The 21,250-nt window shown below is 49.0% G+C and carries 38 protein-coding genes; 9 read left to right on the forward strand and 29 right to left on the reverse strand.

The window, feature by feature from the left end:
- Window positions 1-33 precede the first annotated feature (33 nt).
- From LEPTO7104_RS0131765 to LEPTO7104_RS0131790, 6 genes are all read left to right on the forward strand, one after another.
- Window positions 34-609: a hypothetical protein gene (locus tag LEPTO7104_RS0131765; RefSeq protein ID WP_017302605.1), complete on the forward strand. Its 576-nt coding sequence runs from the start codon at window positions 34-36 to the stop codon at window positions 607-609.
- Window positions 610-620: 11 nt separating this feature from the next.
- Window positions 621-1,082, forward strand: a complete 462-nt coding sequence (locus LEPTO7104_RS0131770) for a ComEA family DNA-binding protein (RefSeq protein WP_017302606.1) — start codon at window positions 621-623, stop codon at window positions 1,080-1,082.
- Window positions 1,083-1,093: 11 nt separating this feature from the next.
- Window positions 1,094-1,330 carry a hypothetical protein gene (locus LEPTO7104_RS0131775; protein ID WP_017302607.1) on the forward strand — a complete coding sequence of 79 codons (237 nt, stop codon included), beginning with the start codon at window positions 1,094-1,096 and terminating at the stop codon, window positions 1,328-1,330.
- A complete protein-coding gene (locus tag LEPTO7104_RS0131780; protein ID WP_017302608.1) occupies window positions 1,327-2,001 on the forward strand; it encodes a hypothetical protein in 675 nt (224 codons plus the stop codon). Before LEPTO7104_RS0131775 ends, LEPTO7104_RS0131780 begins: the two co-directional genes overlap by 4 nt.
- Window positions 1,998-2,369 (forward strand): hypothetical protein, encoded by a 372-nt coding sequence (locus tag LEPTO7104_RS0131785; RefSeq protein WP_017302609.1) that lies wholly within the window; start codon window positions 1,998-2,000, stop codon window positions 2,367-2,369. Before LEPTO7104_RS0131780 ends, LEPTO7104_RS0131785 begins: the two co-directional genes overlap by 4 nt.
- A 121-nt stretch (window positions 2,370-2,490) precedes the next feature.
- Window positions 2,491-3,000, forward strand: a complete 510-nt coding sequence (locus tag LEPTO7104_RS0131790) for a hypothetical protein (RefSeq protein ID WP_017302610.1) — start codon at window positions 2,491-2,493, stop codon at window positions 2,998-3,000.
- Here LEPTO7104_RS0131790 and LEPTO7104_RS0131795 read toward each other — a convergent pair.
- Genes LEPTO7104_RS0131795 through LEPTO7104_RS40990 form a run of 5 tightly spaced genes read right to left on the reverse strand, consistent with a single transcriptional unit; the run spans window position 2,997 to window position 5,590 of the window.
- On the reverse strand, window positions 2,997-3,203 hold the full coding sequence (locus LEPTO7104_RS0131795) for a hypothetical protein (protein ID WP_017302611.1): 207 nt from the start codon (window positions 3,201-3,203) through the stop codon (window positions 2,997-2,999). The two genes, LEPTO7104_RS0131790 and LEPTO7104_RS0131795, sit on opposite strands and share 4 nt — an antisense overlap.
- A gap of 2 nt (window positions 3,204-3,205) precedes the next feature.
- Entirely contained in the window at window positions 3,206-3,862 is a 657-nt protein-coding gene (locus LEPTO7104_RS40980) for a hypothetical protein (protein WP_155524060.1), read from the reverse strand.
- Window positions 3,862-4,242, reverse strand: a complete 381-nt coding sequence (locus LEPTO7104_RS0131800) for a hypothetical protein (protein WP_017302612.1) — start codon at window positions 4,240-4,242, stop codon at window positions 3,862-3,864. Before LEPTO7104_RS0131800 ends, LEPTO7104_RS40980 begins: the two co-directional genes overlap by 1 nt.
- Window positions 4,239-5,087 (reverse strand): hypothetical protein, encoded by an 849-nt coding sequence (locus LEPTO7104_RS40985; protein ID WP_155524061.1) that lies wholly within the window; start codon window positions 5,085-5,087, stop codon window positions 4,239-4,241. The genes LEPTO7104_RS0131800 and LEPTO7104_RS40985 overlap by 4 nt, the downstream gene beginning before the upstream one ends.
- A complete protein-coding gene (locus LEPTO7104_RS40990; protein WP_155524062.1) occupies window positions 5,075-5,590 on the reverse strand; it encodes a hypothetical protein in 516 nt (171 codons plus the stop codon). The genes LEPTO7104_RS40985 and LEPTO7104_RS40990 overlap by 13 nt, the downstream gene beginning before the upstream one ends.
- Window positions 5,591-5,755: 165 nt before the next feature.
- Here LEPTO7104_RS40990 and LEPTO7104_RS0131810 point away from each other — a divergent pair, with 165 nt between their 5' ends.
- The 3 genes from LEPTO7104_RS0131810 (at window position 5,756) to LEPTO7104_RS0131820 (ending at window position 8,339) form a co-directional block, all read left to right on the forward strand.
- Entirely contained in the window at window positions 5,756-6,238 is a 483-nt protein-coding gene (locus tag LEPTO7104_RS0131810; RefSeq protein WP_017302613.1) for a hypothetical protein, read from the forward strand.
- A gap of 164 nt (window positions 6,239-6,402) precedes the next feature.
- A complete protein-coding gene (locus tag LEPTO7104_RS0131815; RefSeq protein WP_155524063.1) occupies window positions 6,403-6,711 on the forward strand; it encodes a hypothetical protein in 309 nt (102 codons plus the stop codon).
- 275 nt (window positions 6,712-6,986) lie between these two features.
- Window positions 6,987-8,339 carry a hypothetical protein gene (locus tag LEPTO7104_RS0131820; protein ID WP_155524064.1) on the forward strand — a complete coding sequence of 451 codons (1,353 nt, stop codon included), beginning with the start codon at window positions 6,987-6,989 and terminating at the stop codon, window positions 8,337-8,339.
- A gap of 282 nt (window positions 8,340-8,621) precedes the next feature.
- Here LEPTO7104_RS0131820 and LEPTO7104_RS39705 read toward each other — a convergent pair whose 3' ends face one another.
- The 24 genes from LEPTO7104_RS39705 to LEPTO7104_RS0131905 form a co-directional block, all read right to left on the reverse strand.
- On the reverse strand, window positions 8,622-9,665 hold the full coding sequence (locus LEPTO7104_RS39705; RefSeq protein ID WP_017302616.1) for a DNA N-6-adenine-methyltransferase: 1,044 nt from the start codon (window positions 9,663-9,665) through the stop codon (window positions 8,622-8,624).
- Window positions 9,662-10,051, reverse strand: a complete 390-nt coding sequence (locus LEPTO7104_RS39145; RefSeq protein WP_071527446.1) for a DUF1937 family protein — start codon at window positions 10,049-10,051, stop codon at window positions 9,662-9,664. The genes LEPTO7104_RS39705 and LEPTO7104_RS39145 overlap by 4 nt, the downstream gene beginning before the upstream one ends.
- Before the next feature lie 41 nt (window positions 10,052-10,092).
- Window positions 10,093-10,452: a hypothetical protein gene (locus LEPTO7104_RS40995; RefSeq protein ID WP_155524065.1), complete on the reverse strand. Its 360-nt coding sequence runs from the start codon at window positions 10,450-10,452 to the stop codon at window positions 10,093-10,095.
- Complete coding sequence (locus tag LEPTO7104_RS41000) at window positions 10,449-10,802, reverse strand: hypothetical protein (protein ID WP_155524066.1); 354 nt, start codon at window positions 10,800-10,802, stop codon at window positions 10,449-10,451. Before LEPTO7104_RS41000 ends, LEPTO7104_RS40995 begins: the two co-directional genes overlap by 4 nt.
- A 69-nt stretch (window positions 10,803-10,871) precedes the next feature.
- The gene (locus tag LEPTO7104_RS41005) at window positions 10,872-11,201 is read right to left on the reverse strand and encodes a hypothetical protein (RefSeq protein WP_155524067.1); all 330 of its coding nucleotides are present in this window, start codon (window positions 11,199-11,201) and stop codon (window positions 10,872-10,874) included.
- Window positions 11,202-11,304: 103 nt separating this feature from the next.
- Window positions 11,305-11,820 (reverse strand): hypothetical protein, encoded by a 516-nt coding sequence (locus LEPTO7104_RS37715; RefSeq protein ID WP_155524068.1) that lies wholly within the window; start codon window positions 11,818-11,820, stop codon window positions 11,305-11,307.
- 4 nt (window positions 11,821-11,824) lie between these two features.
- On the reverse strand, window positions 11,825-12,115 hold the full coding sequence (locus tag LEPTO7104_RS41010) for a hypothetical protein (protein ID WP_155524069.1): 291 nt from the start codon (window positions 12,113-12,115) through the stop codon (window positions 11,825-11,827).
- Between the two features lie 2 nt (window positions 12,116-12,117).
- Window positions 12,118-12,297 (reverse strand): hypothetical protein, encoded by a 180-nt coding sequence (locus tag LEPTO7104_RS41015; protein WP_155524070.1) that lies wholly within the window; start codon window positions 12,295-12,297, stop codon window positions 12,118-12,120.
- A 4-nt stretch (window positions 12,298-12,301) separates the two neighbouring features.
- Complete coding sequence (locus LEPTO7104_RS0131835; protein WP_017302618.1) at window positions 12,302-12,793, reverse strand: hypothetical protein; 492 nt, start codon at window positions 12,791-12,793, stop codon at window positions 12,302-12,304.
- A 6-nt stretch (window positions 12,794-12,799) separates the two neighbouring features.
- Window positions 12,800-13,312, reverse strand: a complete 513-nt coding sequence (locus tag LEPTO7104_RS41020) for a hypothetical protein (protein ID WP_155524071.1) — start codon at window positions 13,310-13,312, stop codon at window positions 12,800-12,802.
- Window positions 13,312-13,659 carry a hypothetical protein gene (locus LEPTO7104_RS41025; protein ID WP_155524072.1) on the reverse strand — a complete coding sequence of 116 codons (348 nt, stop codon included), beginning with the start codon at window positions 13,657-13,659 and terminating at the stop codon, window positions 13,312-13,314. The genes LEPTO7104_RS41020 and LEPTO7104_RS41025 overlap by 1 nt, the downstream gene beginning before the upstream one ends.
- A gap of 38 nt (window positions 13,660-13,697) precedes the next feature.
- Window positions 13,698-14,321 (reverse strand): dTMP kinase, encoded by a 624-nt coding sequence (gene tmk, locus LEPTO7104_RS0131845; protein WP_017302620.1) that lies wholly within the window; start codon window positions 14,319-14,321, stop codon window positions 13,698-13,700.
- A gap of 4 nt (window positions 14,322-14,325) precedes the next feature.
- On the reverse strand, window positions 14,326-14,541 hold the full coding sequence (locus tag LEPTO7104_RS0131850; RefSeq protein ID WP_017302621.1) for a hypothetical protein: 216 nt from the start codon (window positions 14,539-14,541) through the stop codon (window positions 14,326-14,328).
- Complete coding sequence (locus LEPTO7104_RS0131855; RefSeq protein ID WP_017302622.1) at window positions 14,538-14,762, reverse strand: hypothetical protein; 225 nt, start codon at window positions 14,760-14,762, stop codon at window positions 14,538-14,540. Before LEPTO7104_RS0131855 ends, LEPTO7104_RS0131850 begins: the two co-directional genes overlap by 4 nt.
- An 8-nt stretch (window positions 14,763-14,770) precedes the next feature.
- Window positions 14,771-16,261 (reverse strand): hypothetical protein, encoded by a 1,491-nt coding sequence (locus LEPTO7104_RS0131860; protein ID WP_017302623.1) that lies wholly within the window; start codon window positions 16,259-16,261, stop codon window positions 14,771-14,773.
- Between the two features lie 177 nt (window positions 16,262-16,438).
- Window positions 16,439-16,684 (reverse strand): hypothetical protein, encoded by a 246-nt coding sequence (locus LEPTO7104_RS0131865; RefSeq protein ID WP_017302624.1) that lies wholly within the window; start codon window positions 16,682-16,684, stop codon window positions 16,439-16,441.
- On the reverse strand, window positions 16,684-16,878 hold the full coding sequence (locus tag LEPTO7104_RS0131870; RefSeq protein ID WP_017302625.1) for a hypothetical protein: 195 nt from the start codon (window positions 16,876-16,878) through the stop codon (window positions 16,684-16,686). The genes LEPTO7104_RS0131865 and LEPTO7104_RS0131870 overlap by 1 nt, the downstream gene beginning before the upstream one ends.
- Window positions 16,879-16,883: 5 nt before the next feature.
- A complete protein-coding gene (locus tag LEPTO7104_RS41030; RefSeq protein WP_155524073.1) occupies window positions 16,884-17,144 on the reverse strand; it encodes a hypothetical protein in 261 nt (86 codons plus the stop codon).
- Between the two features lie 137 nt (window positions 17,145-17,281).
- Window positions 17,282-17,692 carry a hypothetical protein gene (locus LEPTO7104_RS0131880; protein ID WP_017302627.1) on the reverse strand — a complete coding sequence of 137 codons (411 nt, stop codon included), beginning with the start codon at window positions 17,690-17,692 and terminating at the stop codon, window positions 17,282-17,284.
- A gap of 8 nt (window positions 17,693-17,700) precedes the next feature.
- Entirely contained in the window at window positions 17,701-18,537 is an 837-nt protein-coding gene (locus LEPTO7104_RS0131885) for a hypothetical protein (protein WP_017302628.1), read from the reverse strand.
- A 63-nt stretch (window positions 18,538-18,600) separates the two neighbouring features.
- The gene (locus LEPTO7104_RS0131890) at window positions 18,601-19,284 is read right to left on the reverse strand and encodes a hypothetical protein (protein ID WP_017302629.1); all 684 of its coding nucleotides are present in this window, start codon (window positions 19,282-19,284) and stop codon (window positions 18,601-18,603) included.
- Window positions 19,285-19,759: 475 nt separating this feature from the next.
- The gene (locus tag LEPTO7104_RS0131895; RefSeq protein ID WP_017302630.1) at window positions 19,760-19,948 is read right to left on the reverse strand and encodes a hypothetical protein; all 189 of its coding nucleotides are present in this window, start codon (window positions 19,946-19,948) and stop codon (window positions 19,760-19,762) included.
- Between the two features lie 20 nt (window positions 19,949-19,968).
- Window positions 19,969-20,583, reverse strand: coding sequence for a hypothetical protein (locus LEPTO7104_RS0131900; protein ID WP_155524074.1), 615 nt, complete (start codon window positions 20,581-20,583; stop codon window positions 19,969-19,971).
- Window positions 20,584-20,600: 17 nt separating this feature from the next.
- Window positions 20,601-21,242: a hypothetical protein gene (locus LEPTO7104_RS0131905; RefSeq protein WP_017302632.1), complete on the reverse strand. Its 642-nt coding sequence runs from the start codon at window positions 21,240-21,242 to the stop codon at window positions 20,601-20,603.
- Window positions 21,243-21,250: the final 8 nt, after the last annotated feature.

Here is a 21,250-nt window from a genome sequence, read left to right on the forward strand (position 1 = left end):
AATCTTAAACACCACAGAAGGATCGATCGATTCATGGCTAGAAAAATTTTCCCCGGCAACTACGTCAACAACCAGGATTCTTATGATCCTGTTGCCCTTGCAATTCCACCTTTCCTCCGGTATCGGATTTGCGGGTATTTTGAAATCAAAAACGGCAATACTGATACCACGTTCTCGCTCATCATTCCGAGTGTGAATAACACGGACCCGAACAAAACGTTTCCTTCGGGCTGGACAATTCCTGTCGGCTCCTATGTGATGCGCTATGCGTACCGGCTCCCCTCGACTAACACGGACGGAGAGGCCGTTACGGTCGGTGGGACTAACTCTCACGAGTTGATTTTAGGCCCTGACCTGGACGACACCAAGGGTGGAACGATCGTAGCGGCCAGCTCTACGTTTGCAGCGGGCACCGCTAAGCTCGACGTATTCAGCCCAACCAAAACGACTGGTGCACTGGCCATTAAACTGCGGGTTGCTGATGGGTCAGGGGCCGCTGGTGCGGCTCCATCTGTCTCGAAGGGAACTGTCCGCATTCCCGCCGAAATTGTCTATGCAGTTTCGGATGATGTCATCACGCTAGAAGAAATCCCGAACGGCTATAAGTAGGTAGGTAGTTTATGGCAACTTGTACCCATCTTCCTACCCAAGCGAAATGTGAAATCATTGGTGGATTTTCTGATGGTAAGAGAAGATATTACACCCTGAAAGAAATTGTTCAGGGTGATGGTTACGCCAGAACGTTTACAGCTGATGAGGAGGAAATCAAAAAAGATGAGCTGGCCCAGGTTTTGCCGTTTGCAAAGCCGGTCAGGGAGGAAGTCCAGGCCCAGCCTGAACCCGTCAACGAACCTGTAGTAGTTGAGGAAAAGAAAGACCCAGCCAAGGTCTATATCAACGACAAAAGCTTGACCAAAGAAGCCCTGGCCAATTCGGTCATTCAGGGAATTGGGCCTATAACAGCAGGCCGAATTCTTACTTTGCGAGACAGCTTGCCAGATGGCAAGTTTACTGCTCTCGATCAAATTAAGACGATCAAAGGCATTAACTGGGATGCCTATGCTGAGTCGATCGTGTTTTAGGAATAGTGGCGATGGATAAGACAGTTTCCGGCAATTTCAATTTGAACTCGATGCCGAAAAGTATGTTGCTCTATCGCCACTACTACCAAGGCAATCCGATTCCGACCGTCTCCAATTACTTCAGATACGCTGGTGCATTTTCTGACTACGTGAAGTCTATTCCCTATGCTCAGACAAAACGATTCTTCATCAAGGGAATGAAGGGGCCAAACTTACTAACCGCAGAAGAAGGAAAAATCCCGCTATGATGCAGGCCGAACCAAAATACTCTGGAATGCAGTATGCGGCCTGGAGGATGCTAACCCCGGCAGGTTTTGCCGATGCTGGCCAGGAGATGATCGACGGAGCCAAAGCCTATGCGGCCCGTGCAGGCAGCCAGCAGCTACCAGAGAGCTTCTACGAGGGAGCCAGGGCAGGAATTAACCTGCCGGGTTCCCAGCGGTTTCTAGGGGAGGCCAAGACCATCCCCGGAACACAGTTCGCCGGGTCAAAACTGGCCGATGCAGCTGAAGCCTCTACAGCCCTTCGTAGGGCAATCAATGTTATTCCCGGCCTAAACCTGCTCGGTGATGTTGCCGATGTTGGGGCAGCGATCGTCGGGGTGGCCAGGAAAGATAAGGTCAGGCAGGGGCAGGCCCGTGAGCTGGCCCAGGAAATGGCCCAGTCGGGGGTCAGCCTTGACCAGGCCATGCAGTACATCAATAGTGGACAAGGTGGCAGCCAACTGCAAAACCTGGCCGGGGACCAAACAGCAGGCGACTTTGGCAAGACGTTGGCCTACGGTGCATTCACCGGCTTGCCGTCGCTCAACCCGATCGCTGCCGTGGCTGGCCTGGTCGAGGCTGGTGATCTCCAGTGGGAGAAGCATCGTCGGAATCAGATCTTCAAAGACGAGTTCATGAAAGCGCAGGGCCTATGAGTAAGATTGTGCAGGTTGGGACCAATCTACTTGTTGCAGGGGCAATTCTGGGGATGCTTCGAGGCCAGCGCAAAGAACTGGCAGAAGCGAAACGGCAGGGCTTGCAACTGGCCAAGAGTGGGTATTTCTCCACCCTGGACGATGCTCTTGCCTACTCTGAAGCAAATGGCGGCGATCTTCATCGTAAGTATGCCGGTCAGAGCTTGCTTGATTCTCTACAAAGTGGGGTTGGGGTTGGTGGTGTCGCACTAACCAAAAACCCTATCGCTACGATTGCGATCGCAGGCCATCTAATCGACAGAGGCCGAGAAAAGAATGAACGGGCCGAAACATTCCGGCAGGCATTTGAAAGTAATTTACCGGGGTAGATCATGCTGAGATTCGCAGGCCAAGCCATCAAAAACAATCCGCTTAACATGATTGAACCTCAAGGCTCCTATCGTTATTTGTACGATGGCTCTGGCCTTGTACAAGGGTCGCCCTGGGCAAATGGTTATTCAACCTACGGGTATTAAGATGGTCGCTCTTTCTCAACACGATACAGACAGAGCCAAGTTCCATACTGGCATCGTCAATATTGTGACTATTTCGGCCCAGGATGTTTCTCGGCTGCTTGAGGCCTGCGCAAATATCGAAGGTAACTACGCTAAAGATCGAGTCATTGATCAGCTCGATCGATGCGATGCAATCTGGAAAAATACGGACATGACTCAGGAGCCAGCCAATGAAAAACGGCTGTACTCTGGGGACGTAAACCGGACCGAAGTTTACTTTGCCCTGGGTGAGGCAATGCGTCTATGGAATGACGCCTATCTGAGAGAAACTGATCGTCTTTGTAAGCTGCTTGCCGTCCCGAACTATCACCGGGTTGACTTTGATCGATACCAATTTGAACGGTCTGGAGCGTCGTTCATCGAGGCTATTCCAGGCCCTAAAGATACGGCTGTCTACTCCTCAATCGGAGAGACAGCCTATCTTGGTGGGGCCTTTGGATTTTAGGCCTCTTCAGTAAATGACTGGTGAGGTTCTTGAAGATGAGTCCCACCACCCTGACGGCGATTAGGAAATGTGTCGCGTTTACTTGCAACTTCTTCGATTGCATTTGAAAGGCGATTTGCCGTCATGATCATAAAAATGGTCATCAGTCCCATCGGGACGGAAAAAATCAGTAAGACCAGGATAAGAGGGATAGCTTGCTGCATAATTAAAACCAAGGTTGCTCGGGGTTTGTGCGACTCACCCCCTCAGCAAGTCCTTGACTGTTTTCGATTCGCCAGTGGGGTTCGTAGACACAGAATAACCCTTCGTTCACTTCCGTTGATAGCTTCACTCGAAGGTGTTGATTATTCTCTACAAACCACTGAAATTTTTCTACCCAAAGAACGGTTCCTTTTGGGATTGGGACAAAAAGACCGTCAACTGGTTTAGTCTTCAATTTTGTTGTTTCTAGGGCAACAAAGCGATAGTTTCCCTTGAATTGAGCTATGTCTAAATCCAATTGCCCATTGGCATATTCAGCGCTAGGCAAGGCTTTAATCTGTTCAATGGATGGCTCAGAAGATGCACTTGCTGTTGGCACTGATGCAGGGGCAACAGGAAATGTAGCAAGGGCAAGGTGGGGCATGTCTGGTGGGTCAGGAGGTAAGCCGGAAGTAGGTAGCTTTCCGATTGGCTCAATGTTGGGATTAAGCCGCCCCTTGTAGGCCGCAAACAGGCCTACTACCAGGCCGAACCATGATGCACCCTGGGCCTGTTGTGCAACACTTGCAGGCAAATATGGTGCCGAAGATTGAAGCAAGGCTGCGGCAGCGGTTGTAATAATTCCTTGAATGGTGGTAGAGCGAAGCTGAGATTTAGCCATTAAAGTTCCTCGGGCGAAGGGAAGTCAGTAGATGGTTTTAAGGTAATAGGAAGAAACACCAGGATAGAGGCAATTGCATAGTAGTTGTCGGTACTTTCCATGCAATCTGTCAACAAGTCAGCACTTAGCCACAGCTCTCCATTGATATCTGTGATAGGAGCAATATTCATTGGTCCTGATAGCAATGCTCTCATTTGTGCTACTTGATCTTCGGACACTGGCAGCCAGTGATTGCGTAGCAGCTCTTGCTGCTCAGATGTGAACGGGCCATCAGGCCGAAGGGTTTCGCGCAATAGCGATTGCTGGTCGGCAGTCAGACTGACCCAGGCAATCGGATTGGCATCAAGTAGTTGCTTTAGCTCTAGCTGTTCAGGGGTCATAGCGTAGCCAGGTCTGCGGCGAGAGTATTGAGGGACGATCGCATGTTGGCAAGATTAACGGCTTCACCAACCGAATAAAAGAGAATGCGATTGGTTCCAAATAAAACTGGATCACCATCGCCAGCATCAGCGTTATTGCGGCCTAGCAAAAACGTCCGACGACTTGCAGCAGTAGTGGAATTTAAGGCAGCCGTAACAACAGAACCCGTTGCTTCCAGGTAATCAAGCTGAGTCCCATTACTTCGGCTATGTCCATAAAAACCAACCCCAGGGCCGGTGCCTCCTACTGTTGAACCCGTGCTACGACTTCTGAATTGAGATACACCGGAAAAAACTAAGTTATGGCTGGTAGGGTTGGCCCATCCTGCACAAATTACACTTCTTTCGCCACCTGTTCCAGTTGCAGCAAGCTGCGATATGTACGCAACTTGATGGTAGCTATTTTGAGGGTCAGCGTCACTTTGACGATTTAGTTCAACGTATTTACTGATGCCATTTCCCTTTAAGCCACCTGAGCGACTGCGATCACCTGAAACAAATCCAAAGTTTGTAGGTGACGGCATAGCAACTGTCATTGGCACTAGGGAACCTGCCAATGTTCGCGCACCAGCTAAAATGCAGGCTGACTTCAGAGCTAAAAAATTACTGTATGCCTTCAGGGAAATGAAGAACTTATCATAAGCCTGCCTAACTATGTTCTCAAGATTTTGTCCGTCAGCAGCTTCAACACGAGCAATATAGCTAGCGGCATCAACATCTATTGGAATATAAAGAGTCGGCTTCTGTGATATTACAGAAATTGGTATATGTCCTAGGCTTAGTCCGACCACACTTAAATGCTCCATTCAATAGCAGTGCCATTGACCGTAAAACTGTCACTGGTACTAATATTTGCGGGATCACGAAATCTGATAATTTGCCCAGCCTTTAGAAATAAAGGTGGTAGCGGGACCAGAAGATAATCGCTGTTAACGCCACCAAAAGCAGACTCATAGGGAGCACCAGCTGCAAAGGCATACTCACGGGTCTGAGAAGCCGCTTGACTAACGCCTGAGCGTTGACTGCAAAGAACGACACCGCTACTGGTTTCGTAAGTAAGTCTCAGCCCACGATTCCCAGCAGTGGCACTACTTACATAGCTCAGGCGAAAAGCTTGCACTTGCCAGATCTTGTTGGCAGGGACCGTAAAGGTGCGGTTATTGTTTGCCCCTCCAGTGTTGGCATTAAGCAGCTCAACAGGAGTGCCAATAAAAGGAGTTGAGCTACTGGGTTGCTGAAAAGCACCATTAGCATCAACTCTTACGCCAGTCCAAGTCCCATCAGGCAGTTGCCCGTAAAGTCTGCCCATATTGAGCCTCGCAGTTTATTCGATTCTACCGATCTTCTCAGTTAGAACTACAATTAATCAATTCAATGTGTCGGATCATGAAAAAACGACCTAGTATTATTCGTAAGCGAAAGCCTCTGCCGCTAAAGGCTAAAATTGCAATTGCAATAATTAAAGAGTTGCAGGGTGACTCAACTAAGCGAAATCGAGAAAAGCAAAATTAGGTTTCACCTGGGCTATGCCTCCTATTCCGGCATTCCGGCCCAGGATGTTGGTCAGCTCGAAGAGGCTCTTAATGAGGTTTGGAGCAAGACCATCTACGGGTATATCCTGCAACAGATTGAAATTTGTGAGTCGGCCTGGGCCAAAACAAATCAGACCGAAGAACCAGCCGGTGAAAAGACGTTGTTTGTTGGTGATATCAACCGCTCTAACCTCAAGTGGGACTTAGCCAAAGGTACTCGGCAGTGGAACCAATACTATCTGGATAAGTGCGATGACCTGGCCCTGACACTCCACGTTTTCAACTACCGGAACCAAGAGGTTAGAAGTCAGCGGTTTGAACGCTGGGGGGCAGTCTATTTGCAATCAATTCCCGGCCCTGCCGATACGTCGATCGCTGATCATGTTGTGATCGGCAATCTATTGTCTTCATCATTTGGATGGTAATCATGAGCCAAAATACGCAGCCGATCTATACCAAGACTCCACTGACAGGGATGGTTCTGCTGACAAACCAGACAGCTGGCCGAGATCCTGGGTCCGCAAACCTGCCCCTCTTGGTAGAGGGCAGTGCGTCAGGTGCCCTTATTGAGTGCATTCGGGTTGTCTTCTTGGGCAACGAAGCAGACCCCTTCGAGGTTCGGTTGTATCGGAAGAAGGCTGATCAAACCTCGGCCCAGTTATTTGCGGTGCTGCCGATCAACACGGTCGTTGACCTGGGCGACAAAACCAGTGGAGAAGTGACCTGGGCAAACCTGGCCACCGCAAAATTCAGCGCTGATTTTGAACTGCCGCCGATCTTAATGGGAACCGACAAAACAGCTCTGCGGCTCGAACCCTACGAGAATCTGTATCTGGGCGTCAGCTCAGCGCTGACCAATGGGGTGAACGTCTTTGCCATAGGTGGGCAGTACGAATAATGGTCCGGCGCAAAAGTCGAAAGGGTGGTTTTGGCTGGAAAGAGGAAAAGTCGTGGAACCAGTCAAAGCCGCATTCCGACAAAACAGAATCATCGGCCTACTCCCCAAAGGTGCCGGGGGCGAGGCCTCGATCGCCTAAAGTTTGGTGCTCACCAGATGGTGTAGACGACCTGAAGCCTGGGCGCAGGCGGGGCAGGCCCTATGGGTCTAAACCCATCTACGACGAGACGGACACCTACAACTATCAGTCAGAGTATGCACGGTACGAGAAGGCCTTGCAGCTCAAGCCAGAGCTAAAGATTGGTGGCCTGTTTTTCTACAAGGCCAGTCGGGATTGCAACTTCCATGTGGTCATCTCACCAGATGTCACCTACGAGGAATTGCGGGATAACTGGAACCAGATCCCGCCCGAGTTTTCGATCATCGCACCACCGGAGTTCTGGGCCAATTTTCCAAGGCCCCAGTCTCCAACGCCTGGTGAGCCACTGTTCCCGAGCAGGCCAGTCTTCACAAATTCAGGTGACGATGAGCCAATGCCGGTCTACGGCTGCACGGACCCAGAGGCAGAGAACTACAATCCGGAGGCAGAAATAGACGACGGCAGCTGCATCCTGCCCAATGCCGGTTGCACCGATCCCACCGCTGAAAATTACGACCCTACAGCAACCTATGACGATGGCTCCTGTGTCTATCCCGAGGATGATGAGGACCAACCGGAAGATCCAACAGAGCCAGCAAATTGCTACCTTGCGCCAAAGTACGATAGCCGCTGGGTGTCGGTCAGCCGAGAGCAGGCCGAATCTGGCCAGGGTTGCCCAATCGGCTACACCAACAATGGGTATGCTCAGATCGGCAATAACTTTCAGGTGCTCTGCACGTTCGAGCAGACAGAAGCAGAAAGCTTTCAGCGGTTCTGGTATAAACCTGCCGGTGGGGACTGGGTGGCTGTAGATGGCAACAATACAGCCTGCTGGCACGAAGATAGCGAGGAGCTACGAATTACCGGGGACGTTACCCTAACGGTGCCTGGGCCTCGGCCTGATGTGGCATCAGCCTGCGGCAAGCCTGACGCTGGCCAGCCTGCCCCGCTTTGCCCTGCTGCTACGCCTGGGTGGTTTTGCTCGGATGGGGTTTGTGAATACTCCGAGACAGATGGCGTCTACGCCACACAGGAGGAATGTGAGGCGGCCAGGGTGCCGGTCTATGGTCCCCCTCCATTTACCGGGGGCCAGTGCCCACCCCCGGCTCAATATGCAGTGAGCTATGAGATCAGGTCCAGAACGTCATTTTCAATCAACTGTGGAGGTTGGGGAGACTGGCGGCCTCAATCGGGAGTTATCCCTTCCCAGATTTTGTATGGTCCGATCGGCTATCCGGTTCAACAAACATTCCCGTTCCCTGGAAGTTTTAGCGATATGGGTGTTCAGTATGTGTTGTCTGCCCATGATTCGGCTGGCAACCCAATTTCGGTTGCCTTGAATTTAGATGGGGCCGGGGGACGAACTTACTGGTCAGGCTGTGGAGTGTCCTATGAGTTCAGGAACTTCCAGGTGACTAGAATTGATGGTATGGGGCCAGATGACTGCGGTGATCCACAAGGCCCACTCGAAGGTTATGAATGCCCATGAGCACTCCTAGACGCTGGCTATGTTCCTGCCCAGACCATTCAGAACGGTTGCATAAGTTGAGCAACCTAAGCAAGACATGGGCTAATCCTGTGCGCGATTGGTCGGCCTCGAAGGCCGGAGCAAAGAACGACTGCAAGCACATCATGAGCTCAAAGATATCGACTGGAATAACGCTGCCGTCGTTTTCGGATCAGCCGGTCGATCGTAAAAAAGTCTTGGCCCCTGGGGAGGCTAGAGCCAGGAGCCAAGGCCAGTCTTTTACGTTCAAGTCATTCCGTGGGTTTAGCAAATAGCCTGGGCAACGGTGGCCGATTGCCAGGGGACACGTTCTGTAGATGCGCTGAGGTAGAGCGGGTGTTTGGGGTGTCCGGCCTTGGTTGTGCCCAGGCAATAAACGTTAGGCTTCAGCAGTTCATAGACTTCAGCTTCTCGATTAAAACTGCAATGAGCACCCCAGGCGGCGATCACCATTTCCGATCGCTCAGCAAAGTAGGCCAGCCACTTGTCATTGTCTGGCCCTACCGGGTCCGCCGCTGCCTTCATATCCTTCGGCAGGGTGGCCCTGAACCCGTAGGCATTGAGCATGAACATTCCGCCAAAGCCCCAAGATTTAGCAAAATTGATGCAACGTCGAACCGTCGGATCATTATTCTCCTCATCGGCTGTCGATGGGTTAAGGCCACAAAAAGCAACCATCGGCAGCGACTCATCCCAGATGCGCCATAGGCCATAACGCCAGGTTCGGCACTCAGAAAATAAAGCACCGCTAGGGGGCTGAATTAGATCAGAGCTATGAGAGCCTGACGAAACCCTTGAAAAGACAGCCCCTACCTTTTCATCCATGACCTTAGCCCAATAGTCACGGTTAGGGCCTTTGTAAAAAACAATGCAGGTAAAATCGGGTGCGTCGTCGCACCCGTCAAACGAAATGCGTTTGCGAGGATGGCAGGCCAGATCAAAATAGTCTAAAGCCATTCTCGCCCACCTGGTAGACAAGTCGCACCGAGCTAGAACAGTGATCTGTTCAATGTCAGCGTCAAAGTCGATAATTCTTTGCATCCATGGGCGAGGGTTTGAAAATGGCCAGTTGCAGTACATATTGCCGTAGAACGGTTGTTCAAGGCCATCATCCTGAATTGTATAAATCTTGTCGGCCCTGACGTTTTGATTGCCAATTACGTCGGAGCACGGGTCAAGATCAAAGCGATCGCACTGGTGGGCCTCGCGTACTGCATCCATAAACCAAAGAGGAGAATATCGCTTGTCGGTATCTTCAAAGACGCCAACAATTTCAACCTCTCCGGTAATTGTTAGCTGATAGATCATAGCGGCAGCCTTGAGCGAATTTCCAACGGATCAGGTACGGCATCAAGGCCAAGAAAAACAGGGATTCCTTTTAGATCGGCATAGGCTTGTTCTCGATCGGCTCCTGAGCTTGAATACTCGGAGTCTAGCCGCACCAGAGCATCGCAACGGTCTAGCCAAGCTAAACACCAACTCATCCATTCTTCGTAAGGTCTCCCTCTGATTTCATCGGAAAAATGAGAAAGTAGTGGGACAAAGGGAATATACCCCATGTCCATTAAATGATGCTGGGCCTTAATTTGAAGGATGACATTTTGAAGTGAATCGCCTTGAGTGTAGGGTGAGCTAACAAATATTGTTTTCTGTCGGCTTAGGTAGGGAGAACTAACAAGGGGCATATTTTTCATGATGGCAAGAAAGCAATAATAAAAATCTAGAGTGCAGTTTGTTATTCGGTTTTTTCGTCTATTTTTTGAGAGGTTAAAATAGAAGAGACGCGAGGAGCAAAATAATGTGGTTGCAGAACCCTACCATTTTTGCCTGTCCTCTCGACTCGGATAATAAGCCGAGGGTTGCTAGATCCTCCAGTTTTTCCGTACCCGAAAAAACATTGAGATGCTTTTGCATCTAGTACCTCTTGACACTGAGTTGGTTTAATAAACGGTCTGAGGTAATAAATAGCAATGCCTTCTCGAATGCTGGTAAAACTACCGTCAGCTATTCGCCTAGATAATGGAGTTTTCCAGGTCACTTTTTCACCGATATAGCTTTGCGGTGTTCGGTGAGATTTTGGCAATTGTTTTTTCATTTGATGTTTCGATCGGATAAACGACTGTTCTGGTGAGCGTTGAATCTGTTGATAGTCGTCTGTCGAGCTTTACGCTTGCCGTCGGCTTTTCTTCGTAAGGCTTTTGCAAAGCTCAGGGTAGATGCAATGGCATCATTTCTATCAAGCCGGTCAAACGTTTCTTTGGCATAGCCAAACAGTTTGACCACATCAATCAAACTAGGGGAAGTGGTCAGCCATTCAAGAAAAGCCAAGAAGTCATCAGAGGCAGAAAGATCAGTTTCTTGGGGCAGGTACTCTACAGGCTGGCTAGAGCTGGACAGGGGCGGCGGTGGCGGCGGCGGTGGCGGTGGCGGCGGAATAGAAGTCATCTGCTAGAACCGTGGACTGGTAACACGATTCTAGCAGAATTACAACTCAAGACCTATTCTATGGAATTGTCAAACATGCAAACAAACTGTTGTTGGGGTAATGGTTCCGTTGTTCAGGGCTTCTTCTCTTGATCGCTGGCAGTCGTCCAATGTTTCGTAGCGAAAAGTATAACTTTCGCCAGTTTGATTGAGAACTCCGGTGTAATACCATTTCCGGGTATCTTCTGCATGGCCAGTGCAGGTAGTCAATAAAATGAGAAGCAGCGAGAAAGTGGCACGAAGAATAAATTTCATGGCAGGAAGGTAAATAGATGGACAGAATAAAAGTTGCAAATCAGTTGGCTGAGAAGCACCTTGCTCAACACGTTTTGGCTGGAAAGCAATCGCTACACCAGGCATCGAATAACAGAGGAGTGAACCAAACCCGTGAGGTTTATCGCCCTACAGGGATTGGCAAAAATGCGATCGATACCGAAATGGTCAAGCAGAGCAGGCCATTTACTCAAGGTGGACGTAAATACGGCTGGGCTGGCCAGGGAACTGTGGAGGCATGGCGATCGCAGACAGGTCTTGAGCTAGACAATCTGCGTAGGCCTGCCTTCTTTCCGGCAAAGCCAGACCCATCGGCTTGAGGGAATAGCAGTAGGTTCCCCTGCACGGGTGCCGGTGTGTCGGCCCAGGCGTCTTTTGGATGCAGCAAGGCATCTGAACTGAGGTAGGGCATATTGCCTCTAACCTCAAGCCACCGTGCTCGGTAGATGACCTGGCCCTGGGCATCGTCTACGTGGAACTCTTTAGACTGAAAGACGTTGTAGTAGAGCCGCAGGGTGCTGGTGGTGCGCTGGCCTGGGACCAAGATGCCTTGCCCCCAGGCATGGACATTCCGGGTCTGCTGCCGGATGGCCCGGTCGGCTCCTTTTTGGGATACGAAAAAAACCACATCTTTCAATGTGGCCTCGGTCACATGGCCAATGACTCGCCAGCCTTTCTTAGTTGAATCGTAGCTCTGAATTGACATTCGCTTATTCAGTAGGTTGCGGTATATCCTCACAGGCTGGTGTTCCCAGCCCGGTTCGAGCGGTTTGACTCTGGGCATAAGGATCGGGTTCAAATATAAATTGGTAGCCTCGTTTTTCTTGGGCTTTAATAAAATCGCTAAGCTGGCCTAGGCTTTGTCCCTGTGAAATTCCATGAGAATGGAAACCAAACTCATCACTGTAAAATTCACCAGAGGAATACTTGACATTGCCAATCACTATTTCATCTTTTCTGATTTCGTAAATAACAGGGTCATAATCTGGAATTATTGTCATAACTAGCTCTCCTGCTCTTTCCAGTTTTTGCAAGGGCGAATGCTGACGTAATACTCACCTTCGGTGAGATGTTTGTTAGCCTCTCTGGCTTCTTTGACTGCTTTACTGCGCAGAGTACCCGGCTCATATTCATGGGTAGTTTCTCGGGTATTTCCGTAGCGGTAATTTAGATAAAGAGTCATTGAATTAATCCTTGATAAATAAACGCCATTCCTTGTGATGTGAAATTTCACAATTTATGAGCTTCGTGAGCGATGTTCTGGTCAGCTTGTACTTTTTACAAAACCTGGCTACCTTGCCGTTGTATAGGTTCTTCTTGCCATGTTGAGGATGAATAAGCACAGCAATAAGTCTGTCTTGCCTAGCCTTCTTGACAAGGTACTCAGGACACCTTTCGTCGGGCCTTGTAATTACCCAATAAAGAGTGTATTGAGTAACATGGTCGGGATAATAGAAAATCTCGTAGAAGATCAATCCCTTTTGTTTCAGCTCTCTCAATCTGACAGAGTTTCGTTTAACGTTTAGGCCAAGTGTTTCTGATAGGTCGGACATGGAAAATGTTGTGCCGACAAATTCACGTAAGGCTAGAACCCAGTGGATATGGCCTGACTCAATGCCGCATGGATACTTATTTGCCAGCCATCGCATCAGCTCATATTCTTGTTCGTCTAGTGCCATAGTCAATTAGAGAGGCGTTGGTTTTTTGTAGCCGAGAAGACGCTTTTCAGATGGCATCATTGCGCCCAATCTACGAGGCAGCATAATGCGATAATTGGCCTCTGAATACTGAAAAGAAACATCCTTGTTGAACTCAACATCTCGAAAGTTAACGGTGAAGCCGGAAGATCTGTTGACGTAAGTAAAAGGCCTAGACTTCCAACCTTTAGGCTCATCAACCCAATTAACTGGATCGCAGGCGTTGGCTGAAATGCAGGCACCACTTGATTCAACGAGGTCTAATCGTCGTGTTTCTTGATTGCACTCCAAGGCCCGAGTCTTTTTCCCGTTTACTGTTTTGTCTACCCAATTGCAATCGGTATATCTTTCTCGTAATTCAAGCTGGGTCCACCAACTGCCACTGACCAATTTCAAGGTTGTTGGAACACCTGACATTCGATCAAGTATGAATGTAGCAACAATGCCTAGAATTACAACGCCAATCACGATGTAATGTATGTTAGAAGTATAGGATTTCATTAGTTCAGGACTCCAAAAGAAATTCGTTCAAGAACTACCCGGCCAAGCTGGGTAATGTAATAACTCGGCTCTGGAACAGTTTTGGGCGCAACTTCAAAAATCAGCCTGTATCCCATAAGTGGATCAAGGAAGAACTTTCTAAAGCCATCCTTTTCTAGTTCTTCAAGTTGATCCTGATTGAGGCAATCAATAAGACTGGATTTGGCAGGCATTCTATTGCCTTGATTTATTTGAGTCAAAACCAATTTGTGGCACGGAGAGCACCTAATAAATTCTGTGGCAATGCCTGACAAATAAACGTAAGCCTCTAGTTCGGTAAACGGGGAGGTTCTTGTATTTGAAATCATGGTCTAGCTCCATAGAAATAGAATGCAGATGCAGGCTACTAAGGGAGAAGACGATCTATCGTCGTCTTGAAAATTTCGTCCGCAACAGTGTCGAACGGACGGTTTGCGTCGATCGCCACAATGCGTTTAGGGTACAGCTCACAAAGGGCTTTATACCCGGTATATACCCGTTCATGAAACTCAATGTCAGAATTTTCGATGGAGTCCAAAGGCCGGTCAATTCGGCGCAGGCTTTCCCTGGGATTAATATCCAGAAAAATGGTCAGGTCAGGGATTAGGCCCCCGGTGGCAATATTATTTACTGCCTCTACCATACGCAGAGGCAGTCCTAAGCCATAGCCCTGATTGGCATAGGATGAGTCGATAAAGCGATCGCAGATGACCCATGCACCTTCATCTAGTCGGGGGTAAATAAAATTGTGGCAGTGTTCAGCTCGGTCTGCCGCAAAAAGCAGCAGCTCGGCTCGTTTGGAGTTTGCAGATTTCGAGAGTAATTTATCTCTTACCCCAAGCCCAAAGTTGTTAAGGCATGGTTCTGCGGTCAGCAATACTGGCTTTTCAAAGTTAAGATGACGGAGCAATCGTTTACCCAAGTCAATTGCAAGCGTAGTCTTTCCTGCACCTTCGCAGCCTTCAAATGTAATCAGCTTAGATGTGTCCATGGGTTTATGAAAGAATGCCGATAATAACAACTGGCCCGTCAATTACCTTACCATCAAGGTTCTTGTATTTGAACGTGCCGAAGAATGCAGTTTCACTTGGCCACTCTGCGGGTATTTCGTATTCTTCCCCCCAGTCACCTACAGCAACAGGGGGGTCAATACCATCAGGCAGCTCACGCTGAATCTGTTGCAAATTTGCTATGTATTCAGAAAGCTTCATGAAGAATATTTTCCCTTGATATATTCAGCAAATTCTAAAATCTCCTTCTCGGATTCTTCAGAAAGATTCATCCGAGTTACCAGAGTCATTAAGGCTTGCAAGTGAGTAGGGCCAAAATCTTCATCTATAAAATATTCAACCATTCTTGAGATAACTTGCTGCCTATAGTCTTTGGCATCGCAAGACTTATCTAGCTTTTGTTCTTCTGCATCAAGGTTCATAGGAAATCTCAAATAAACAGCTGTAATTGTTGGCCAGCTTCGGCCTCTCCAGTAATCGCATACCAGGCCTGATTAAATTTGGCCTGGTCGGCTACCTTCTCGTTAATGCGATCGGGAGCCACCACGTAAAACTCTTCAGCCGAGGGAAAGGAAAGAATGGGCCTGGGATAACGCACTGCCCGAACAAATGGGAAGCACTTAAAATAGTCAAGCTTTGCAAGCGGTTGGGAATAGCCCTGGTAGGGTTCTCCCCGCAGATCGATGCCTTTCCTGCCTTTAGTTATAATTATAGAACTAGAAAGGCCAGTTATAAGTTTCCGGTTGCTACGAAATTTGCGTTTACGCAGGTCTACCGTCTCAACCTTTTCAAGTGTGAGCCGCCTTTCATCGGCTACTTGCAAGAGAAGTAGGTCCATAGATATGCGATCGCCCTGGGCCAGCTTGACCAGCTCACGCATAGAATCAACCTGCCAGTGAGTCGGATTTTTATCAGTAGGTCTAAAGAACTCCTGATATGCCCGCCTGACCCTGAACAGTGCCCAGGTATCTATCTGGGCCAGAGAGTCGGCTACGAGGTGGTCTACCTCGGGCAGATACTTCTTGGTAAAGGTGAACGCAGAATGATGGCTGAACAGGTGCATTCGGTCATTCAGGACCAGGGTGTTAAACTCGGCCTGGACGGCATCGACAGCCCCGTAGGGTTCGAGCTGGTAACGCTCAACAGCCGACCACTCTTCTACGAACGGGCAGCGAGTGCAGGCCGATTTCTTCCAGTCCACCCCAAAGAGACTCTTGAGGTAGTTGAAGCAATCGGCCCGGTCCCACTTGAGCACGGTGATCAGCGGGTAAAGGTACTGCTCTCCCCGGCAGCCATACTCAGATGAGCGGGACATGCGGCCAGCCTCATCGAGGTTGTAGCCGAGCACTGGCCCCCAGAGCACGGGTGCCTTGCTCTTGCCCTTAGCGGCCTTTCTGGCTTGTGCCAGGTCGGCAGCTACGATCGGCTGGTGAAGCCTCTCACCCCTGGCGTAGAACTCCAAGATGAAGATCGCAGAATCCAGGGTGAACCCTTTGTACTTCATCGCGCAGGTATGGGGCCTGCCGAGCTTAGGTGTACTGGCCGAAATATCGTGCTCGTCGCTGAGCTTCCAGATGCCCAGGCGATCAGCATCCTCTCGGGTGCAGATGAACTCGGCGGGGCAAGTGGAATCACTGGCCACAATAATGCCGTCCTTCTGGCTGGGACCAGCTCGGCCAACTTGGATCAGGCGTATGCCATGCTGACGCAGCAGGGGCAGTATGAACGTCTCGACCAGAAACTTTGTGCTCTGGTATTCGAGGCCGGTGATCGCAAAGAGGACGATGATCTGATGCAGCTCGATCGGCCTGCCGGTGTTCGGGTCGATTGGCCTGGAGCTGGGGTCGAATATCCACTTACAAAGAAGGGCAGAGGATTCAACCCCTGCCCCGAAATTGAACAGTACAAAGTACGGTTTCATTGTCGCTGCTTAGTTTTTTTGTCGTAGATATAGCTAGCAATCAAGCTGGCGCAAGTCGTTGTAGCAAGCCCAGTAGCGATAGTGGCCGAGGATGCTGAGATATTCATGGAAAGAGCCAGGTCAGCTGCAAGGACAAGCCTTGCCGTTGTCTTAATAGCCTTACTTGTGGTAGATGGATTAAGCGACATTTAGATCTTCATTCTCCTGAATCTCAAATGTAACTTTGACAATTTTGCCGTCATACTTTCTGAAGTCAATTTGCTGATTTAACCAAGCCTCAAGATCGGGAAGAATATGTTTTGGAATGCCGTGGTCAATTAGCTCTAGCTTTCTGTAGTAAACATGCAAGCCACCTTCACAGCAAACACATGTTTTTTGATCGCTACGAATACATTTGATTTTAGTGTCAATGGTTAACTGCATTACTGATACCTGGTGCCTAGATGGTAGTCACGCAACTTTCTGCATTCGTCAGACATGGCTTTAATTTCTTGCCATCCTTCAGAAGTTGGGGAACGCAAATAACCTTCTACCTCAAGATGAAGGTCTAACAACTTGCCGTAGAAATTCTCGGCAATTTGAATATTGGGACTTTCTAGTTCAGGAATCTTGGGCATAATAATCACCTGGGTTCTGCTGATTTAAGGTTATTGTTTCTTGAATCTAATTCAGCATGAGCTATATCAATGAACTGATTCTTTCGCTTGCGAATATCAGTAACATTTTTATCGTAATGCAAAATCGCTTTCTCAAGGGCAAGAGAAAGCAATTTTATGTCTTCGTGCAATGCCTGGATTTTTTCTTGCTGAATATCAACTAGATTGTTTGCCATGATCGGGAAATATGGTTTGCCAGTATTCGGTTTGTCGGGGGTCAGCGCCAAAGGCTAAATTCATAAAGTCAGCAGCCCTTTCATTGGCGGGTATGGGATCGGCTCCTGCGTCAACTGCGACCATGGCAATGTTGCAATGCCAGGTCCACAATAGTTCAGGGTCGGCCTGTAGTTGATTGCAGAATAGCTCAAATGGAGTCATGGTTTTCCTTGTCAGCAAATCGAACTTGATGTAGTTGATCGTTTAGTTCTAGTCCATCTATGTAATCACCAGGCATTCCGTCTGGTGCGATCAAGAATTTGCTGATTAGCTTTGCCGCAATAGTTCTTGCTTCGTCTTGAGTTACTTCAAATCCTGATCCGCTGAACGTATCAGATTCGTAAGTTTGAATGTTGTAGACAAGAGCCTCTACAACATTATCCAGGCTAAAGGGTTTTTCGTTAGCAGTTATGTTGTTCAATGTTTGGCCAGCAAGCTGCTGAGGGTTAGGAGCACCCCCAGCAATTTCACTCAAAACAGCCATTGCCTTTGCGTACATCTGCCGAAGTTCTTCAAGCATCTTTACGTTGACTTCTGGATTCATCGAGATATATCCCATAAGTTCTCCTAAATGATAGGTCTAACTTTATTTCTAAATGCCTCGATTTTTTTATCACTAATAGCTCTTGACCGTTCCAAAATGTAGGGCACATGTCCCATCTCCTCGAAGAAGCGGTTCAAGGCGCTAATATCATCTCGGCGGCGACACCATGAACGTTTGCCCTGGCCGGTGTAAGGCATGGCCTCGCCTAGGTCAATCAGGAAAGGTAGACCGTTCCATAGTCCTGCCTGGATACGAGAATCACCGTAGACGTATTTAGCACCATGGAGCCTGTGAATTGTCTTGGCGATCGCCCTGCACTGTAGCTCGGTCATCGGATTTTCCTTCGTGGCAATCTCGATGAACGGCATGAACATGAATGCCTTTTCGCCCACGACTCGGTAGTGAGCCGGGAGGATGCCAGGGATATCCAAATCGAGTAGAGCCATGCAGGTATCAAACTCTCGCTTGAGCTGCTGCACAGACTCTTTGATCGTCAGATGGCCTGGGTTCTCAGGGTGGTACGGAACCGTAGAGGATACCTTGATTGCCTGGGTGCCATAGCGGAACACATTGCCGCTGTTGCCTCGCTCTAACCATTCCCCCCGGCCTTCTACCAGTGCCAGGACAATTTCAGTTAGGTGGTCAGACTTGACCAGGGCGCGAATCTCGGAAGTCGTCAGGCCCGTGTAGACTTCCTGCCGTAGGTCGGCGCAGAAGTGGGGCCAGGACTCGATCGGCATAGCCTGACTCCAGCTAGGGTGCGCCGGTCGGCCAAAAAATAGTTCACCGTCGGCAATGTGCTTGATGTCAAATTTGTAGCCAATTTCTGTTTCTAGGATGTCGCCAATTTGGGGAGCCATAAGATATTAGAGATAGGTGCTGGCCAGGTTTCCCCGGCCAGCTTGTGCAATTAGAAGTACAAATTAAAAATCGTTGAAGTCGGGAATCTCGTCTTTGACCGGAGGATAGGCCGCAAGATAAGCTAACTGGCCGAGCAAGGTTTTCTGAAACTCAGAAACTTGGTCCTTGCGAAAACTACTGCCTGAGGTAATGCCCTTTACGTGAATTGAAGTTTCGTGGATAGACCAGCCTTTTTGCAAGTCCCAGGCGGGAGTATAGACAGTACCAAAGTGAACTTCCAAAGTTCTATCTTCGTAGGGAATTGTGAGATGCAGAAACAATAGGTAGTCGTCTTCACACATTGCCTCGTGAGTCAAACAAGCACGAGGTATGTCCAATGACTCAAAGAAGACTAGATAAAATTCGTCAACTAAGTCATTGCAGAATGCCTTGAAATCCTCACGCTTTCGGGCAAGCCTTGCCTCACAATCTAGCTCGGCTTGTTTGGCTTGCTCCATCTGTCTACGAATATGATCTTGGATCGTCGGCGTAGAACTAGAATCAGTCAGCAACGCTTTTAGCTTCATAATGTATTCAAACTCGTCAATCGCTTCATCATCCCCTTGGGGGCCGTTAGCCATTCGTTGCGCAAGATTAATAATGATGGCATTTACCCCTAAAGTGAAACTCCTAAAAGTTTCGGCTGAAAAATCAGGGATGTATTGGTTGTAAGAGGCCCTAATGAAATCATCAATGCTGAGAGTCATAGCAAAGTACCTTGGGTAATTTGGAGTAGAGGGGAAGTTTGGTCATAGGCCAGCGTGTCAAAAAGCGCTGGCTGTGTGATTCGAAGCGTTGGATCAGGGGCTTGGGCCTGCCGTGATTTATAGATTCGGTCGGCCTGTCTTGCCGCCCGCTTAGGCTCATAGCCTTCTGTGATAAATGCCCAGTAAATTTGTGTCCTGGTGGCGTTAGGGGGAATTTGCATAGAAGGAAATCTAGCTACTCCCCCCCTTACCACTGCCTGCCCCGGAGGGGCTAGGCAGCTAATACCTGGGTGGTGGTGGCTCAACGTAGGGCTGCTGAACACCGGGCTGAGGAACCCGGCTCTGAATAGGTTTAGCCCACGTATGGATCTGATCGCCCATCAATGTTGGGCTAGTCAAAACAACGATCCAGCGCGGAAAGGGCACACCTACGGAGGACAGGAAGCAAAGAACGATCCAGCCTCCGAGCCACCAGTTAGCGATTAGGCTCAGCTTGCTCTGCCTTGGTCCGCTCATAGATTCCCCACACTCCCCCGATGATCGCCAGTAGGCCGAGCACCAGTAGTAGAAAATCTCCGATTCCAAATACTGAGGCGAGTATCAGCAACAAACCGTAGCTGATCGCCTGGGGACGGACTAGGCCCCAGTGAAAAGCAACTTTCATGGTCTGAAGGATCGATCGCACTAATCAAGCATTCCATTGTGTCCACCTCCTATTGTACGACCAACACCACCGGATGGGCCAGCTCCAAGGGCCATGTCAATCCCCTCGCCGCTGTTCAGGGCGACGGAAATTACCTCCGGCCCAAACACCGGCATGAGCACCGCAAAGGCCATGGGATTGTTCATCAGGTTCCAGCTGATCGGAATGCCCATGCCAACCGAAGTGGTCAGAAGGTCAAACCGATAGGCAAAGAAAAGAACGCTTCCCAAGAGCACCAAAATCAAAAGCGAAAATATCATGCTTACAATTTTGATGCCTTGCTCAGCCTTGATAGCAAAAATTTGTTGCACCACCAGGGCAAGACCAAAGGGGCTGGTCACGTAGGTTTTAACAATGATCCAGCAAAAGCCGCTAGTTGCCGTACAAATTACGGCACGGAGAGCTAGACCCATCCAACCGTTTGCAATTACTGGCTGAACATTGTAGCCAGAAGTGCTTTGGAAAATTTCAGCGTTTTGTTTGAGTGCATCCATGCTGAATGCAATGTTTGCCACAAAAAGAATCAGCATCAAAAACCAAAGAACACGGGCCAGTAGCCGATCTTCTTTTCCTTTCCGTCCAAGAATAAACGTCATAGCAATCGTCACCTTGCCTAGTCAGGCATATAAGGAATCTCAAATTCACGAATAGTGTCAAATATGGTCTTGAACTTGGTGTAAGCTTTGCTTCCTCCTTTAGCTATATGGAGCATGTCTTCAGAGATAATGCGCTGGGAAAATCCAAATCGGTTGGCCTTGCGAATCAGGAAAAAGATTTTGACCAAACGTTTTAGCTCTGTCTCGCTAATCTCGAAGTCCGGCATGTCAATGTTTGGCCATGGGCCTGTCTCTCTCATCCAGGCTTGAATTTGTTCGTCATTTGCAGTAGAGCAAAAATCTCGCAATTTGGCCAAGTTGCTTTCGGCCTCTGGAGTCTCAAGGAGAGAGTGAGAAAAAGCAGGGTCAGACACTCTTGCCATTGCGGCAAGTGCGTTCAACATTTCCCGTTCTTCATCGGTTATCTTCTTAACGAATTTCACCTGAACCGGGTCGGCTGAACCGCTGAACCCCTGGTTCAACAGGAGTTCAGGCGCTTGTACGCGGATCATATCCGCATCGTCCGGGTCGCCCCAGGGTGACGGTTCCGAAAACATGTCACGCTCTAGTTTTTTTCTCAGTTGAGCTTTTTTCTCGTCTAGGTAAATTGGCGCAGCAATGATTGTTATAAACGCGACCACGGCCAGAATTCCTATCATCAAAACTC

It is taken from the genome of Nodosilinea nodulosa PCC 7104 (assembly GCF_000309385.1).
In the GTDB taxonomy this organism is placed as follows: domain Bacteria; phylum Cyanobacteriota; class Cyanobacteriia; order Phormidesmidales; family Phormidesmidaceae; genus Nodosilinea; species Nodosilinea nodulosa.

Bases quoted from the DNA above. Each gene is read 5' to 3' on its own strand.
- LEPTO7104_RS0131770 (WP_017302606.1), top strand. From the start codon at position 621: ATGGCAACTTGTACCCATCTTCCTACCCAAGCGAAATGTGAAATCATT.
- LEPTO7104_RS0131765 (WP_017302605.1), top strand. From the start codon at position 34: ATGGCTAGAAAAATTTTCCCCGGCAACTACGTCAACAACCAGGATTCT.
- LEPTO7104_RS40990 (WP_155524062.1), bottom strand. From the start codon at position 5,590: ATGGGCAGACTTTACGGGCAACTGCCTGATGGGACTTGGACTGGCGTA.
- LEPTO7104_RS41020 (WP_155524071.1), bottom strand. From the start codon at position 13,312: ATGAAATCCTATACTTCTAACATACATTACATCGTGATTGGCGTTGTA.
- LEPTO7104_RS0131900 (WP_155524074.1), bottom strand. From the start codon at position 20,583: ATGACGTTTATTCTTGGACGGAAAGGAAAAGAAGATCGGCTACTGGCC.
- LEPTO7104_RS41005 (WP_155524067.1), bottom strand. From the start codon at position 11,201: ATGCCTGGTGTAGCGATTGCTTTCCAGCCAAAACGTGTTGAGCAAGGT.
- LEPTO7104_RS41025 (WP_155524072.1), bottom strand. From the start codon at position 13,659: ATGATTTCAAATACAAGAACCTCCCCGTTTACCGAACTAGAGGCTTAC.
- LEPTO7104_RS0131890 (WP_017302629.1), bottom strand. From the start codon at position 19,284: ATGACTCTCAGCATTGATGATTTCATTAGGGCCTCTTACAACCAATAC.
- LEPTO7104_RS0131865 (WP_017302624.1), bottom strand. From the start codon at position 16,684: ATGCAGTTAACCATTGACACTAAAATCAAATGTATTCGTAGCGATCAA.
- LEPTO7104_RS0131785 (WP_017302609.1), top strand. From the start codon at position 1,998: ATGAGTAAGATTGTGCAGGTTGGGACCAATCTACTTGTTGCAGGGGCA.
- LEPTO7104_RS0131885 (WP_017302628.1), bottom strand. From the start codon at position 18,537: ATGGCTCCCCAAATTGGCGACATCCTAGAAACAGAAATTGGCTACAAA.
- LEPTO7104_RS0131870 (WP_017302625.1), bottom strand. From the start codon at position 16,878: ATGCCCAAGATTCCTGAACTAGAAAGTCCCAATATTCAAATTGCCGAG.
- LEPTO7104_RS0131795 (WP_017302611.1), bottom strand. From the start codon at position 3,203: ATGCAGCAAGCTATCCCTCTTATCCTGGTCTTACTGATTTTTTCCGTC.
- LEPTO7104_RS0131775 (WP_017302607.1), top strand. From the start codon at position 1,094: ATGGATAAGACAGTTTCCGGCAATTTCAATTTGAACTCGATGCCGAAA.
- LEPTO7104_RS0131780 (WP_017302608.1), top strand. From the start codon at position 1,327: ATGATGCAGGCCGAACCAAAATACTCTGGAATGCAGTATGCGGCCTGG.
- LEPTO7104_RS0131855 (WP_017302622.1), bottom strand. From the start codon at position 14,762: ATGAACCTTGATGCAGAAGAACAAAAGCTAGATAAGTCTTGCGATGCC.
- tmk (WP_017302620.1), bottom strand. From the start codon at position 14,321: ATGGACACATCTAAGCTGATTACATTTGAAGGCTGCGAAGGTGCAGGA.
- LEPTO7104_RS0131800 (WP_017302612.1), bottom strand. From the start codon at position 4,242: ATGACCCCTGAACAGCTAGAGCTAAAGCAACTACTTGATGCCAATCCG.
- LEPTO7104_RS0131790 (WP_017302610.1), top strand. From the start codon at position 2,491: ATGGTTATTCAACCTACGGGTATTAAGATGGTCGCTCTTTCTCAACAC.
- LEPTO7104_RS0131835 (WP_017302618.1), bottom strand. From the start codon at position 12,793: ATGGCACTAGACGAACAAGAATATGAGCTGATGCGATGGCTGGCAAAT.
- LEPTO7104_RS0131860 (WP_017302623.1), bottom strand. From the start codon at position 16,261: ATGAAACCGTACTTTGTACTGTTCAATTTCGGGGCAGGGGTTGAATCC.
- LEPTO7104_RS39705 (WP_017302616.1), bottom strand. From the start codon at position 9,665: ATGATCTATCAGCTAACAATTACCGGAGAGGTTGAAATTGTTGGCGTC.
- LEPTO7104_RS40995 (WP_155524065.1), bottom strand. From the start codon at position 10,452: ATGAAAAAACAATTGCCAAAATCTCACCGAACACCGCAAAGCTATATC.
- LEPTO7104_RS40980 (WP_155524060.1), bottom strand. From the start codon at position 3,862: ATGGCTAAATCTCAGCTTCGCTCTACCACCATTCAAGGAATTATTACA.
- LEPTO7104_RS41015 (WP_155524070.1), bottom strand. From the start codon at position 12,297: ATGACTCTTTATCTAAATTACCGCTACGGAAATACCCGAGAAACTACC.
- LEPTO7104_RS41010 (WP_155524069.1), bottom strand. From the start codon at position 12,115: ATGACAATAATTCCAGATTATGACCCTGTTATTTACGAAATCAGAAAA.
- LEPTO7104_RS0131905 (WP_017302632.1), bottom strand. From the start codon at position 21,242: ATGATAGGAATTCTGGCCGTGGTCGCGTTTATAACAATCATTGCTGCG.
- LEPTO7104_RS0131895 (WP_017302630.1), bottom strand. From the start codon at position 19,948: ATGAAAGTTGCTTTTCACTGGGGCCTAGTCCGTCCCCAGGCGATCAGC.
- LEPTO7104_RS0131850 (WP_017302621.1), bottom strand. From the start codon at position 14,541: ATGAAGCTTTCTGAATACATAGCAAATTTGCAACAGATTCAGCGTGAG.
- LEPTO7104_RS41000 (WP_155524066.1), bottom strand. From the start codon at position 10,802: ATGACTTCTATTCCGCCGCCACCGCCACCGCCGCCGCCACCGCCGCCC.
- LEPTO7104_RS39145 (WP_071527446.1), bottom strand. From the start codon at position 10,051: ATGAAAAATATGCCCCTTGTTAGTTCTCCCTACCTAAGCCGACAGAAA.
- LEPTO7104_RS40985 (WP_155524061.1), bottom strand. From the start codon at position 5,087: ATGGAGCATTTAAGTGTGGTCGGACTAAGCCTAGGACATATACCAATT.
- LEPTO7104_RS37715 (WP_155524068.1), bottom strand. From the start codon at position 11,820: ATGTCAATTCAGAGCTACGATTCAACTAAGAAAGGCTGGCGAGTCATT.
- LEPTO7104_RS0131880 (WP_017302627.1), bottom strand. From the start codon at position 17,692: ATGGGATATATCTCGATGAATCCAGAAGTCAACGTAAAGATGCTTGAA.